Origin of the sequence: Asaia siamensis (assembly GCF_014635085.1) — a bacterium.
GTDB classification, from domain to species: Bacteria; Pseudomonadota; Alphaproteobacteria; order Acetobacterales; family Acetobacteraceae; genus Asaia; species Asaia siamensis.
Genome location: NZ_BMCH01000008.1, coordinates 81,512 through 96,045, shown reverse-complemented (window position 1 = coordinate 96,045; position 14,534 = coordinate 81,512). Strand labels below are relative to the sequence as shown.

At 55.7% G+C, this 14,534-nt stretch carries 10 protein-coding genes; 4 read left to right on the top strand and 6 right to left on the bottom strand.

The genetic code is table 11. The features are described 5' to 3' along the window. Nucleotides 1–707 (top strand): multicopper oxidase domain-containing protein (locus tag IEV53_RS13390; RefSeq protein WP_188427333.1); only part of this gene is annotated, 707 nt, incomplete at its 5' end. Further along, a complete protein-coding gene (locus IEV53_RS13385) occupies nt 704–1,471 on the top strand; it encodes a copper resistance protein B (RefSeq protein WP_188427332.1) in 768 nt (255 codons plus the stop codon). The genes IEV53_RS13390 and IEV53_RS13385, both read left to right, overlap by 4 nt. Before the next feature lie 21 nt (nt 1,472–1,492). On the opposite strand, the gene IEV53_RS13380 is transcribed toward IEV53_RS13385, so the two are convergent. After that, a complete protein-coding gene (locus tag IEV53_RS13380; protein ID WP_188427331.1) occupies nt 1,493–1,738 on the bottom strand; it encodes a hypothetical protein in 246 nt (81 codons plus the stop codon). 275 nt (nt 1,739–2,013) lie between these two features. Between IEV53_RS13380 and IEV53_RS13375 the strand changes: the two genes are divergently transcribed. Both IEV53_RS13375 and pstS read left to right on the top strand, forming a co-directional pair. Further along, nucleotides 2,014–3,591 carry a carbohydrate porin gene (locus IEV53_RS13375; RefSeq protein WP_229719898.1) on the top strand — a complete coding sequence of 526 codons (1,578 nt, stop codon included), beginning with the start codon at nt 2,014–2,016 and terminating at the stop codon, nt 3,589–3,591. 213 nt (nt 3,592–3,804) lie between these two features. Further along, on the top strand, nt 3,805–4,812 hold the full coding sequence (gene pstS / locus IEV53_RS13370) for a phosphate ABC transporter substrate-binding protein PstS (RefSeq protein WP_188427330.1): 1,008 nt from the start codon (nt 3,805–3,807) through the stop codon (nt 4,810–4,812). A 115-nt stretch (nt 4,813–4,927) separates the two neighbouring features. On the opposite strand, the gene IEV53_RS13365 is transcribed toward pstS, so the two are convergent. The 5 genes from IEV53_RS13365 to IEV53_RS13345 form a co-directional block, all read right to left on the bottom strand. Further along, a complete protein-coding gene (locus tag IEV53_RS13365) occupies nt 4,928–5,101 on the bottom strand; it encodes a hypothetical protein (RefSeq protein WP_188427329.1) in 174 nt (57 codons plus the stop codon). 62 nt (nt 5,102–5,163) lie between these two features. Continuing rightward, on the bottom strand, nt 5,164–8,988 hold the full coding sequence (locus tag IEV53_RS13360; RefSeq protein WP_188427328.1) for a Hint domain-containing protein: 3,825 nt from the start codon (nt 8,986–8,988) through the stop codon (nt 5,164–5,166). A 909-nt stretch (nt 8,989–9,897) separates the two neighbouring features. After that, complete coding sequence (locus IEV53_RS13355) at nt 9,898–11,034, bottom strand: MFS transporter (protein WP_188427327.1); 1,137 nt, start codon at nt 11,032–11,034, stop codon at nt 9,898–9,900. 673 nt (nt 11,035–11,707) lie between these two features. Further along, the gene (locus tag IEV53_RS13350) at nt 11,708–13,846 is read right to left on the bottom strand and encodes a TonB-dependent receptor (protein WP_188427326.1); all 2,139 of its coding nucleotides are present in this window, start codon (nt 13,844–13,846) and stop codon (nt 11,708–11,710) included. Nucleotides 13,847–13,937: 91 nt separating this feature from the next. Then, a complete protein-coding gene (locus IEV53_RS13345) occupies nt 13,938–14,300 on the bottom strand; it encodes a DUF2946 family protein (protein ID WP_188427325.1) in 363 nt (120 codons plus the stop codon). Nucleotides 14,301–14,534: the final 234 nt, after the last annotated feature.

Sequence of the window (14,534 nt, the reverse complement as noted above, 5' to 3'; positions counted from 1 at the left end):
GCGGCATGAGCGGCATGAGCGGCATGAGCGGCATGAGCGGCATGAGCGGCATGAGCGGCATGAGCGGCATGAGCGGCATGAGCGGCATGAGCGGCATGAGCGGCATGAGCGGCATGAGCGGCATGACATCACCCCAAACCGCGCCGTCAACCCCTGAAACACCGTCCGTCGCGACACCAACCCTCGTCGTGGATGACCCCGGGTCACCGCCGAAAAACGTTGAGAACCAGAACGTTGCGACAAACCCGGTTGATCGTCTGGCAGAACCCGGCGACGGGCTGGAGCAGAATGGGCGAAAGGTGCTGAGCTATGCCATGCTGCGGGCCCTCAGACCTGCTCCCGATCTGCGCCCGCCCAGCCGGGAGATCATTCTGCATCTGACGGGTAATATGATGCGGTATATCTGGGGCTTCGATGCCAGAAAGTTCTCAGAGGCGGGGCCGATCCATCTCGCGCTTAACGAGCGGGTGAGGATAACGCTTATCAATGACACGATGATGGAGCATCCGATCCATCTCCACGGGTTCTGGAGCGAGCTTGAAAACGGCCAGGGCGATCTGCGCCCCAACAAGCACACCATCATTTCGCAGCCGGGCTCGAAGCTGAGCTATCTCGTCACGGCAGATACGCCAGGCATGTGGGCGCTTCACTGTCATCTCATCTACCATATGCATCTTGGCATGTTCAGAACGGTGGTGGTGTCATGAAGCACCTGATACGACCTGCCCTCTTTGCTGCCCTGTCTCTTGCTGGTGTCTCACAGGCGCGAGCGGAATCCGCCTCGACAAGCGCCATGCAGTCCATGCCCAGCTATATAGATGGCATCATGCCCGTGATGGATCAGGGTGTCTGGGTTCATGGCCTGCTCAACCAGTTCGAGGGACGCGTGGCCGGACAGAACTCGAGTTTTCGCTGGGACGGCGAAGCCTGGGTGGGTGGTGATTACAACCGTCTCTGGCTGCGATCAGAGGGCACGCTGACAAAGGGACGCATGAGCGACGGTGATCAGGAGCTTCTCTACAGCCGCTCAGTCTCGACCTATTTCGACGTTCAGGGCGGTGTACGAGTGGATCTGGATAGCGGCCCCACCCGCACCTGGGGGGCGTTCGGCATACAGGGGCTGGCGCTCTATCAGTTTGAAGTGCAGGCCACGGCCTATGTGAGCGATCGTGGCCGTTTTGCCGGTCGGTTCGAGGGATCCTACGATATCCCGATCACCAACCGCCTGATCCTGCAACCGCAGGTCGAGCTGAACCTCTATTCGAAACAGGACAAGGCACGTGGCAACGGCGCCGGACTCTCCGAAATCGATACAGGGCTCAGGCTGCGTTATGAGATATGGCGCAAATTCGCCCCCTATGTCGCCATGACCTATGACGGCGCCCTGCAACAGGCGCGCCGGTTCGCCCGCGAGCGAAACGACAGCGCGGGCAATCTGCGCCTGACATTTGGCATCAGAAGCTGGTTCTGAAACCAGCAGGTAGAGCCTTCCTTATTCACTCGCTACGAGAAGTTCTGCCGCCTTCCGGAAAAATCTTAGCGAGTGACGCGCCATGGCGGCTGCGACCGCACGGCGACCCCGGAAGGCGCGATTGACCGAAATACGCTCTGCAGCGATAGCGATTCTCCAGGCTCGGCCAACGGCACCCCGATCATTCACGATCGGGCGTGACCGCGCCTCAATGTCATTCCATTGATGACCTTTTACCCAGCCCTCGCGCATGGTTGAAATCGGCACAAATTATAGACCTGATTTATTGGAAGACCGAATAAAAATACGCAAGATACAAATGAGAATTGTTTATATAGTTTGAATATATCGCAAGAATCCGTTAACTTTGCAGGTAAAATACTTCCCACAGAAGTGTTGCGGAAAAATCACGGTGACTTTCCCAAATCGTGGGTTTTGGTGCGGGAATGTCAATCCGCTTGTCATAGAATGAAATATTGATAGGACGAGGCCAATCGGCCACTCAGGGGGCCAACAATCTGACCTAAAGAGTGTGAACGAACATGCCTGTTTCAAGAACCGGGGGGCTACGTTCTCTCTGGGCTGCCGGAACCGTTCTGGGGAGCTTCTTCCTCAGCATTCAGGCACATGCCCAGACAAAGAGCCTGCAGACGAGCTCAAGTAACGAGACCGCTGCGATGCTCGACCCGGTCGAGAAAATCTCAACAACGACCAATTCTTCTGGCCCGAACAAAGATAGCCCGGCGAGCCTTTTCGGCAGCCCATATGACCGCTCTCAGCCTACGCTGGGCACGGTGCGTCACCCCTATATCCCCGTTCCTGGCAATGAGGCCCTGTTTCCAAAAAGCTTCTCCGACTGGCTCAAACAGCCGACCATGACGGGAGACTGGGGCGGATTGCGTACACGGTTGCAGAATATGGGCATCACGCCCCAGGGCCATTATCTGCAGGACAGTGCCGGCAACCCTGTTGGCGGCAAGACACAGGCAGTTCGTTACGCTCACGAAGTCGGTATCGGCGCTGACGTCAATTTCGCGCAGCTTACTGGCCATAACTACGGCATGTTCCACGTCCTGCTGACCGAGCGTGCTGGTCTCGGCATCGGCCAGAAAATCCCTACACTCAACAGCCCGCAGCAGATCTTCGGTTCTGGCGAGACGATCCGTTTCACACGGCTTTCGTGGGAAATGCAGTGGAGCCGGTATGCCGATACCGAGATTGGCTGGATCAATACCGAAAACGATTTCGGTCAGTCGACCATGCATTGGGGCATGAGTCTCTATTGCCAGTTTGAATCGAACGCCATCTGCGGCATGCCTCAGGCGCTCGCAAGTAATTCGGGCTATGGCTACTATCCGACAGCCCATCCAGGCGCTTTTCTCAAGCTTTATCCGTTTGGTAACGAGCGGATGCTGGTGTCGGCAGGAATCTATAACGTCGACCCCACCATCTCGAACACAGGCTACGCCTGGAAGCTAGGACTGCATAACTCGACAGGCGCCTATCTTCCCTTCCAGATCGGCTATCATTTCGGTGGCACTGACAGCAAAGGGCGCCTACCCACCAACGTGAAATTTGGCGGTTACTGGGATACGTCCGAAGTCAATAATGTCTATGCTCAGCTCGCAGGTTTTGAGTTGTCGAATGCTGCTTTGGGCAATCTGCCCATCGAGAAGGTACGAGGCCGTTACGGCGGCTGGTTCATGGCCGACCAGATGCTTCAGCGCGACAAGAGTGACTCGTCGCGCTCGACAGTGGCGTTCATGTCTTTCACTTGGGGTGACCCACGCACGGCTATTGCGCCTTACTTCATTACCTGGGGTATCGTGCGTAAAGGTACGTTCTGGAACCGACCGAACGACACAATCAGCCTTGGTGGGAAGTTCAACTTCGTCAATCCCAAGCTGGGCGCCTATGTCGGCGCGCTACAGGTCCAGCAAGGCGCCGATAATGGATTGCTGAAGCCGAGCGGTGAACATGCTGGCGAACTCAACTATGGATGGCGTCCGACACAATGGCTGACTGTGCGACCGGGCCTGCAGTATATCTGGCATCCTGGTGGGACGAACCGCTACAAGAATGCCCTTCTCCTCGATTTCGAGACTGGCGTCACCTTCTGAAGTCTGTCCCAATGCCTAAGAAAGCGCCCCTCTCCGGAGGGGCGTTTGTCGTTCCGGCCCTACCCTCCCCGTCAGATATGGTCAAGAAAAAGGGCAAGTCACGGGTGGCCTCCGAGGGGTGGGCATTTCATAAAACTATCATCTTATATCTGTATCTTCTTGTTGCTGGCGCCGATAGAACGAGCCGTCATCTAGATCTATTGAGGTCATACAATGCAGCTTTCCCGTATTTTCGGTGCTCTCTCCCTCTCCCTGGCTCTGAGCTGCGGCGTTTCGCACGCAGCCACCATCACCGGGGCCGGGTCGAGCTTCGCCGCGCCGATTTATGGCGCCTGGGGTGAGACGGCGCAGAAAGCCATTGGCACCTCCGTCAATTATCAGAGCGTCGGTTCGGGCGCCGGACAGAACCAGGCTATCGCGCGCACGGTCGATTTCGGCGCGTCGGACAAGCCAATGGAAGCTGCCAAGCTCGACAGCAACAAGCTCTATCAGTTCCCGACCGTCATGGGCGGCATTGTCGTGATCGTCAACGTGCCTGGCATCGCCCCGGGCAAGCTGAAGCTCGACGGCCCGACCATCGCTGGCCTGTATGACGGCACGATCTCCACCTGGAATGACCCGCGCATTGCCGCCCTGAACCCGGGCCTGAAGCTGCCTGACTCGGATGTTGCGCCCATTCACCGCGCTGACGCATCGGGAACCAGCTTCGTATTTACCTCTTACCTCTCCAAGGTTTCGGCCGCATGGAAGGGCAAGTTCGGCGCAGGCACGTCGATCGCCTGGGCTGGCGGCGCAGGTGCACGCGGCAATGATGGCGTTGCTGCTGGCGTCAAGGAATCCGAGGGCGGTATCGGCTATGTCGAATATGCCTATGCCAGCCGCAACCATCTGAACATGGCGCAGCTGCGCGACCATGACGGCGCCTTCATCAGCCCCAATGCTGCATCATTCTCGGCTTCCGCCTCTCATGCTGACTGGGACCACGCCGATCGCTATGCGGTTGACCTGCTGGATATTGCTGGCGCGAATGCTTGGCCAATCATGAGCGCGACGTTTGTTCTTGTTCCGACCGATCCGAAGGACCCCGCTCAGGGCAAGGCCGTGAAGGACTTCTTCAGCTTCGGCCTCAAGAGCGGCAACCCCGATGCGATCAAGCTGGATTACGTCCCGCTGCCTCAGTCGGTAAAGGATGCCGTGATCAGCAACTGGCCCAAGAACTGAGGGTATTGCGTTCCGGCCTCTTCGGCCGGGACAATCCCGTTTCGATATTTCCTTGATCGGACCGTTCACGCTCTGGAATGCCGCGATGTCGATCCGGTATTCCAGAGCGTTTTTGTTATGTGCCCTGATCATGCCCGGCTGTCTGTCTGACAACGGCGCAGGGCAGTTCCCTGCCAACAGACGTCCAGTCCTCCCCCTCAAGCCAGCGTAGCGCCGGCGCTCCTGCCCCATAAAAAAAGCGCCTCGTGCGAGCGGACATCGTGCCGTCGCCGAGGCGCTTTTCGTTCATGCCGTCAAATCCGGTTTGCTCAGGCGCCAGGCGCTGAACGAAACAACGGCATGCTTATTTGTTCAGGCCCGGCCGAAACGGACGCAATCATCCAGCACGTCGATCGAAATGATCGCTGCATTGGCCGTGTCTTCACGCTCGAGGTCGAGGCGGGCATCACCCTTCGTCCAGCGGCACTGATCGCTCTCGAGAACCGTCCATCCAACATAGGGACGATCCAGAAGGTGAGCATCCTGCCGGATAGCTGCCGAGGCCTCGAAAACCGTGATCTCGCCGATCAGAACCCCGAGCGCGCGCCGATCATCTCTGTGAACACCAATGACGTCATAGGGTCGTGCAGCCGCCGACACCATGCGTACGGTCGAGACATGTTCCGGCAGATGGAAGCTGTAACGCGATCCCGCCATGGAGCGGGGAAGAAGCTCCTGACCATCCTCTGTAACAAGGTGGAAGTTCAGGGCATCCGGCGTTGCGCCTTCGTCCTGCATCTCCTTAAGACCCAGCTTCTCGCGCATGGCCAGAATAGCGTCAGGCTCGACGCAGACTGCCATAAGAGAAATGGCAGTCTCGAAGCTCAGCGTTGTATTGAGAAGCACCGTGGTATTGTTGAACAAGGCGCGATAACCATCATCGCCATAGCTCTCGACACGAGCACCATCAGCCTCGATCACTTCATGATCATGCAGGTCAATGTGGAAATAGCGATATGTGCTCACGCTCTTGTCGAAATAGACCTTTTCCCCATCGACCAGGCTTCGTGCCATGAAAAGTCGGCCCTCAACCTCGATCCCATGGTCGGCGGTCACCCGCAGATCCTTGAACGGCATACCATGGCCGAGCGCACCCTGACGAATAACGACCGGGTAGCCTGCACGGTCATCATGCTCTGCAGCCTTGACCTGGCAGACCCCCACAGACAGCGCCTTGATCGGACGCCAGACTGCTTCACCGTTGCGGAAGACAGCCACTTCATCCGTCAGCGCAAGCGCCTCGACATTCTTGTATCCGGCCGCCGTCAGGATGCGCGTGCCTTCGAGGAAGCAGGGCATCTCCTGATGCGCATCCGGATCGTACACCCCCGGTGCCGTAGCGCCACCCGTTGAAACGTCGTAGGAGACATTTTTGTCACCCGTGGCATTCTGGATAATGAGCGACGTGCTCCCAGGCGCCCAGATAGGAAAGGGTGTCTCGCCAGGTGTCTCACCGTTCTGGTTAGCCCAGTGCAGTTCTGAAGGATCAGGAATTTTGTCATTACTGACCAAAATCCATCCGCCGGATACACTATAGGATACGAAACCGTTCTCGGTTTGATAGCCACCCGTTATGGTCCCCGGGCCGCTGAGCACAACATTGCCCTCTGCATCGACATAGGTCCACGTCGTACCATCGAACTGGGCCTTGAGCGGTCCCACAGGCTGGTTCTCGTTTTTCGCTGCCAAGGTGCCATCTGCATTCATGACATAAAGGTAGACGTCATTCAGCTCTGACGGGAGATAGCCCGATGGCAAGGCAACGCCCGGCATAGCCGCGTGGGCATTCGGATCATAAGTGCCTGGCGAGATGACGCCGCCCGGAATCTGGCCATAGGAGAGCGACGAGCTTCCTGAGGTATCACTCAACTTCAGGGAACTGCTCGTACCGAAGAAATCTGGCACTGACGACGAACCGAGCACATTGCCTGCCTGGTTTGTCCAGGTGACCTTTGACGGGTCAGAAATCTTGTCGTTGCTGAATAAAAGAACGCCTTGCGTCACATCGTACGAGACGAAGCCGTTCTCTGTCTGATAAGCACCGGTCGCCCCGTTTTGCGAGCTGGAGATAATATTCCCCGAAGCATCGGTATAGGTCCAGTTCTTGCCATCGAAACTCGCTGTGAGCGGCCCTATGGGCGCGTTGCCGTGGGTCGCTGTAACCGTACCATCCGAATTGAGCAGATAGACGTAAATATTCTCCAGACTGGTCGGGAGATAACCTTCCGGGAAAGGTACGCCCGGCATAACAGCGTGAGCATTAGGGTCGTAACTACCTTGCGTTACAACGCCGCCTGAGACCTGCGAGAGCGAGAGCGACTGGTCTACAAGCGTATCAGACAATTTGATCGAGGTGGTCCACCCCGCGAAATCAGGAAACCCGTTAGCGCCTGGTACGGACCCAGACTGATTGGCCCATCTTACATGCTCGGGATTGGTAATCTGATCGTTGCTGAAAAGAAGGGCCCCTCGGGACGAATCATAAGTGATGAAGCCATTCTGGGTCTGATACATGCCCGTGGACGCATTGGGCGATGTCGCAACGACGTTTCCAGACGGATCCGTATAGGTCCATGTCTTGCCGTCAAAACTGGCCTTGAGCGGCCCAATGGCAGCATTATTATTGGTGGCCGTTACGGTGCCATCCGAATTCAATAGATAGACATAAACATTATCGAGCGTGGTCGGAAGAAAAGTGTCCGGTAGCGGCAACCCGGGCATAATCACATGCTCATTCGGATCGTAGTTGCCCTGCGTGACAACGCCGCCGGAGACCTGCGAGAGATATAGTGACTTATCGACAATCGTATCCGAAAAAATGATCGAAGAGCTCGACGCCGCAAAATCAGGAAACCCGTTAGCGCCCGGCACAGAACCAGACTGATTGGCCCATCTTACATGCTGGGGATCGTTAATTGGGTCATTGCTGAAAAGAAGGGCGCCACGAGACGAATCATAGGTGATGAAGCTATTGCGGGTCTGATACATGCCCGTAGACGCATTGGGCGATGTCGAGACAACATTTCCAGATGCATCCGTATAGGTCCATGTCTTGCCGTCGAAACTGGCCTTGAGCGGTCCGATGGCAGCATTATTATTGGTGGCCGTAACGGTGCCATCCGAATTCAGCAGATAGACATAGATATTATCGAGCGTCGTTGGCAGGAAAGTGTCCGGCAGCGGATTACCCGGCATCACGTTATGCGCATTCGGGTCATATATCCCCGGAGAGGTCACCCCGCCCGGTATGACCGACAAAGAAGCCGATTGATTGTCTGTCTTGTCAGTAAGCGTAATCGACGTAGTCGATCCGGTAAAACTCGGAAATCCAGCGTCACCGGGCACCGCACCCGATTGATTGGACCAGCTAACCTCGTCGGGTTTGGCAATTTTGTCGTTACTGATCAGATAGGTCAGATTGTAATTGGTGTGGACGACAAATCCGTTTTCCGTCTGGTAGATCCCGGTCATACCCGCCAGAGAGTTCGACACGAGATTGCCGTCACCATCCGTGTAGATCCAGCTCTTGCCATCGTAACTGGCAGTCATTGTCGGAATGGCCTCGTTGTCATAGCCGGCCATGATCGAGCCATCGGGCTTCAGAACATAGATATAGACATTGTGAAGCGTGGTCGGCAGATAGCCATTGGGGAATGCGACACCTGGCATCGTCGCATGCGCGGTCTCGTCATAGCTGCCTGCAGAGGAATTGGCGCCGCCGATAACCTGCTGAAAGGAAATCGGATAGTAGCCATTTTCGTCGGATAGAGTCAGCGAGGTTGACCGGTCCGCATAATCTGGAAACTGCCCGTCTCCGAGAGGGACGCCATTCTGGTTCGCCCAATGTACCTGAGACGGATTCAGGATCTGATCGTTAGTGAAGAGAGTGATCCCCGAATACGGACTCCACGACACGAACCCGTTAGACGACTGAAAAACACCAACAACAGGACTCTGACCCGCCAAAACCACATTACCCTGTGAGTCGACGTAACTCATATCCGCGCTGTTATAGTTTACTGTCAGAGGGCCGATTGCTTCATTATTATAAAGAGCCGTAACCGTGCCATCTGCATTCAACCGATAGGCGTAGACGCTGGGGATTTCGTTCGGGAGATGATTTGAAACTGTGCTCACGTCATTCTTCTCTTTTTTTTGTAGACCAAATCTAGACGATTACCCCGAGTTTTGTTGCGACAAACTATCTCGCGAGATGATTCGTTATAATCAGATACACTATCTGCAAGCAACGGCATGGATATTGGAGGAATATCGACAAAAATACGATATTTTCTACTTAGTGATAGAATATATTTATCGTGAAATTTCGATATATATAAATAAAAAGCCAAAAATTCATAGGACTTATAAATCAAGGCGAATATTATGCAACCATCATGCAAGAGCTTTATAGAAAGCGCCCATTGAAATCCCTAAGGGTAAACAGTTGGTTAAACCCGATCCGGCAACAATAGGGCGCATTCCTTCTTCATTTGAGATGGAATATCAGCACATTAACAGTGAGATAGTCAGATCAGTCGGATGACGACTTTGCAAGAATCTGACCTTCTCCCCCTGGGAAGACGAAGTCACTATTCGCGACAAATCGTGTCATTTCCATTTGCACATGGGATTGTTAGAGCAAACATAAAAATTTTTATTTCTGTTTTCTATTTTGTTTTATGTATTGATCTATATCAATATCTATAAAACGTGAACTTTATTAACTAAACTGAACGTTGACCACCGCTATTCCTTGGGCGCATCGTCAATCCAAGGAATGAACGAACCCGCTTCCATTGAACAATTCCTATCCTCATTCAGGGTGCGGGCTTGTATTTATTCCGTTAAAAAGGAGTATTCGTGATGAAATGGTGGGGTCCAGTCCATGAGCATTACGCCATGACCGATATTCAGTCATTGACGCTCAGTATCGTTGCAACCGTATTCGTTGCGTCTGTTATCGCCGTAACCGTGAGGGCAATGAAGAAAAAGCGCCTTCAGACATCACACATCAAAACACTCTGACGCGAGCTTCCGGTCCGGCTATTTGAGAAGAGGGCGCAAGCCCCGAAAAAAGGCAGCCAGACCGAGGAGGAGGAGCGCGATGGCCATGAGCGGCAAGGCTGCGATGGGAGCGTGAGTAAGGAGCACACCTCCAAACAGGCCACCAGATGAGACGGCCAGGTTCCACGATGTCGTCGCCATAGCCTGCGCCACATCGATGGACGAACCGCTGACATGCGCCATCGCACTTTGCGTCAGGGCGGCAAAACCACCTGTGGACAATCCCCACAGCACGATCGCCAGACATATAACAGGCGGATGAGTCAAACCGCCCATGAGAATAACGCTTGCTCCCACAAATGTCGTCATACTGACGAATGTCAGGGATGCCATATGCCGATCTATCAGCATCCCCGTGACAAATAGCCCCACCACTGATGCCGCCCCGAACAGCAGTAGCAGCGCATCGATACGAGCACTCAGACCAGCGGGCGTTACCAAGGGCTCGATATAGACGTACAGCAGGCTATGTGCCGCGACAAAACTGAAGATGATGGCGAGGGTGGCAAAAACCCCCGGCAGTTTGATCGTGCGAAAAATGCTGAAGCTTATTTCGCCCTGGCTACCCGACGCATCGGGCAGAACGATGATGGCCCAGAGAAGAAGCAAAACCGAAAAGCCACCGAGGGTGGCAAAAGCCCCGCGCCATCCTATCATCTGCCCCAAAGAGGCACTGAGTGGCGCGCCCAGCACGAGGGCAAGCGTCACACCCGAACCGGCCAGAGCAATCGCGCGCCCTCGCTGCCCCTCGGGTGCAAGCCGCGTCGCATAGCCTGCGAACATAGCCCAGATCAGGCCGCCACAGCATCCTGCAATAAAGCGGATGATCAGCGACAGGGTAAAACTGGTCGTGAGTGCATTGCCGAAATTCACGAGTGAGAAACCGATCAACCCGGTGAGAAGGAGTTTCTTGCGCGCCAGGCGGTGAGTGAAAGCTGTAGAAGGCAGAGCGGCAAAGAGCGCTCCAAGGGCAAACGCTGTTATGAACTGTCCTCCCACAGCTTGGGGAACGCGTAACCCGGTCGAGATGGAAGATAACAGCCCGGCAGGCATGATTTCCGTCAGCAGCGTCACGAAGGCAGCCATCGCGAGCACAAGCATGGCATGCACCGGCATGCGCGCTTCCCTTTGTTCAACCGATGCCTGCATTGGAGATATGTCCTTTCCTACTCAGCCGCTTCATTCCCACGTCTGTCTCTGGCACATATTACCCAGCGAAGATGTAGCCAGAGGCTTTCCATAGAGGCGCTGAGTTCGGATTTTGGTTCGAAAAGCCAACTGCGAGACAGACCATGCTGCAGACGCGGCGGTAACGCATCCTGACTAGATAGCCAAGATGCACGCGACCGATTTTGCTATGTGACACGCGTCCGGGCGCCTGTGAGGTATCACGGGCGACGCCTTGGGGGGGCAAAAACCCTACGACATGCCTCTATGAAGAATTTCCAGTCTGAGAGCCCGGACCCGGATGCAGACTCACCCTGATACCTGAAGGTCTGGCTTTAAGTTATCCCAGAGAACAGAGGTAATGGTGGAGCGTAAGCCCTCGAGGCTTCATCTGAAGGAGCACCTCCCCCAGTGATCTCAGTTAGTCGCAGAGCTTGTTGCAAACAGAATCGACTCAGGCCGCGCTCAACGATAACGCGACCTTGAGATATCCGCAAAAGCGCACCAACCCGAACGGAGGGCCGCGTTCACACCGGTTTTTCAGGGGCGAACGTCAGCGACCTCCATCTACAGCGGCCGCGAGCAGCGGTGCGAGTGCGCTTTGCGCGCCGTGGCGAGAGGCTCAGAAAGCTGCGGTCAGACTCAGGTTGAAGGAACGGCCAAGTCCGGCGAGCGGGCCGAGAACCCCCGTCTGCTTGTAATCGCCGAGTGAGAGACCACCGAGCGGCAGATAATATTTCTGGTTCATGACGTTCTCGATACTTCCATCGAGCGTGAATTTGCGCCAGCGATAGCTTGCGCCGAGCCCGAGCAACGCATAGCCGGGCGTTCTAGGCTCGTTGCGCAGCCAGTCGACGGTCGACTTCTTTTTCACCAGCGTCACATCGACCCGGCCAGTCACGTTCTGCCAGGTCTCACGCAGCCCGACCGTGCCGTTGACGGGCATCTGGTGATAGAGCCCGGAATGGGTGACAAAATCCTGACCGCGCACCCAGCTGAACGTGCTGACGATCTTGCCCTGACCAAAACGCTCACTGTCCCACAGGCGATACTGACCCGATCCATTGAGCCCATAGCTCTGGGCGTTGTGGTTGACGAATTGCAGCATCGACAGGCCATTGCTCAACGACCCAATGCGCATCACGTTTATATAGCCTTCGGTATATGTATAAAACGGCTGCAGCTTGACGTTCCACCCCTCCCCTTTCGGGTCATGCCATGTCATCGTGACGCTGGCCGTATTGGCGATTTCGGGGCGAAGATTCAGATTGCCTACATAGCCATTGCCATCGCCAAACCAGCCGATCATGCGCATCGCCATGGCACCACGTCCCCATGCATAGCGTTCGTACAAATTGGGTGAACGCGTCTTGCGCGCATAACCGCCCTCGATCATCAGGCTGTCCAAAGCATGCCAGCGTCCTGTTGCGGTCACGTCGAAATTCGTATCGGTGCGGCCACGTGATGCGGCATTGAAACGCCTGGCAGCCATGATATCGGCCATCTGCATCATGCCCATCCAGGAATAGGGCGCGACCTTGCCCGTGTTCATCATGATCAGGTCATTACGCAAGCCGAGCTGCGTCGAGAAACGCCGCGTCCATTGGGCGTTCCACTCGATATAATGACCCAAGCGGTCACGATGCCCGTTATTGATATTGTGAAAGGTATTGGGCCCCATCATCATGCTGTTGGCCAGCGGTGGCCACCAGTCATTGAGACCGTTATGGTCATAGCCACTACCGATCTTGATTTTGTGACGCGTCGAGAGCGGTATGGTCAGATCGATGGCATATCCCGCCGTGCGGGCATCGGTATTCATGGGCATACCGGTTGTGGCGCTATGACCACCCTTGTCACTCATCATGTTCATGACATGGTCAACGCGCTGCCAGAAGCCGCGCACGTCGAGAGTGGCCCAGTTGAACTCGCCACGATACTTGCCGTTGACGAAGGTCGAGCGATTATTCGTCATATCCATATACTGGTTGGGAAATCCCTCATAGGGAATGTCCTGCTGACCAAAGGTCAGCGCCAGCAGATGATTGTCCTTCTTCAACCCGGCCGTAACGGCATGATTATAGGAAAGATAGCTGGTAGAGCGTACCTGACGGCCGTCTCCGCCTGTATGATAATTGCTGGCATGGGCATAAGATCCGGTATAGCGGATACTGAACATGTCATTGGCAACCGTGACAGTGCCCGAGGCGCCCGAGCCGCCGCCATTGCTGCGATAGTCACCCCTGACATGACCGGTCACGAGTATCTTGCCGCTCTTTGCAAAAAGCGGGTCGCGGCGCTCGACCTTGACGGTGCCACCTGTGCTGTCGCCACCGATACTGACCGGAGTGACGCCCGCAATGGCCTCAGCCGTCGAGACGCTGTCGGGGTCGATATAGGACATCGCCGGGTTCATGTGATTGGGACACGCCGAAGCGATATGCATGCCATCAACGATGGTCGCAACACGATCATCCGCCATGCCATTGAGCACCGGAAGCGCCGATACGCCACCCGCCGAATACATGCTGTAGCCCAGCGACCCTTTAAGCAAGGCCGCTGTATCAGCAGAGTGAATGGCCGTGCGGCGTATGCCTTCGACCCGGAGATATTCCACCTTGCCGTCTTCTTCAGGCGCGAGAACCTGTTTTGTGTCGGTCGCAGCGTGGGCATCGAAGGCGATGATGAGGGCGAGAACTGAGGTGCATCCGAGCGCGAGGCGCGCATGACGGAGCGACCTGCCAGAACGGGGCAGAGTCATGACAAGATTATCCTGATCGAAAACGAGACAAGCCGCTGCCTTCCTGCATTCGCCTTTCGCGAAGCCGGAAAACAGGGGCGCTTGCAAGCAATCAGGTCAGAGGGGGTGCCTGGGCAGGCGGCATGACCCATCGCAACCCGGGTGGCGCACGGCATGGCGGAAGGGTGACAAGCTGACTCAGCTTCAGGCTACGCGCGAAAGCGACAATCAGCGCGATGGCGAGAATGAAAAACCCGAGCTGCAAAAGCGGACAAAGAGCGCAGGCTGAATCATGATGATGCCCGGTGCTGTGGCCCTTGGGCTCGGCTGGCATGACCATGCCCGCCTCATCGCAACCGGTCATATTCTCGGCCATGCCCGTGGGCACCACTCCCGGGGCGGCAATGTCGACGCCGATCAGACGCACAATTTCCGATCGGGGCGTTTCGTCAGGGCGCGCAAGACTCTGGAGCATGAGCGACACGAGAAAAGCCAGAAGGACAGGAACAGCTACAGCAAGACGAGAGATCGTCCTGCCTTTGCGTCTGCTCTGTCGGTTTAGCGTCGCCGCGTTAATCGCCCCGTCCCTTCACGTGTCCGGTCTAGTGGGCAGAGAGTTACAACCTGAAACAGGTGGCGTCCAGAGAGATAAAACAGGACCCGAATACTCCCGCTTCATTCCGGTGACAAAACCGACATCTTCTGGATG

Coding starts and splice junctions, on each gene's coding strand:
- IEV53_RS13385 (WP_188427332.1), top strand. CDS start 704: ATGAAGCACCTGATACGACCTGCCCTCTTTGCTGCCCTGTCTCTTGCT.
- IEV53_RS13375 (WP_229719898.1), top strand. CDS start 2,014: ATGCCTGTTTCAAGAACCGGGGGGCTACGTTCTCTCTGGGCTGCCGGA.
- pstS (WP_188427330.1), top strand. CDS start 3,805: ATGCAGCTTTCCCGTATTTTCGGTGCTCTCTCCCTCTCCCTGGCTCTG.
- IEV53_RS13365 (WP_188427329.1), bottom strand. CDS start 5,101: ATGAACGAAAAGCGCCTCGGCGACGGCACGATGTCCGCTCGCACGAGG.
- IEV53_RS13355 (WP_188427327.1), bottom strand. CDS start 11,034: ATGCCGGTGCATGCCATGCTTGTGCTCGCGATGGCTGCCTTCGTGACG.
- IEV53_RS13350 (WP_188427326.1), bottom strand. CDS start 13,846: ATGACTCTGCCCCGTTCTGGCAGGTCGCTCCGTCATGCGCGCCTCGCG.
- IEV53_RS13345 (WP_188427325.1), bottom strand. CDS start 14,300: ATGCTCCAGAGTCTTGCGCGCCCTGACGAAACGCCCCGATCGGAAATT.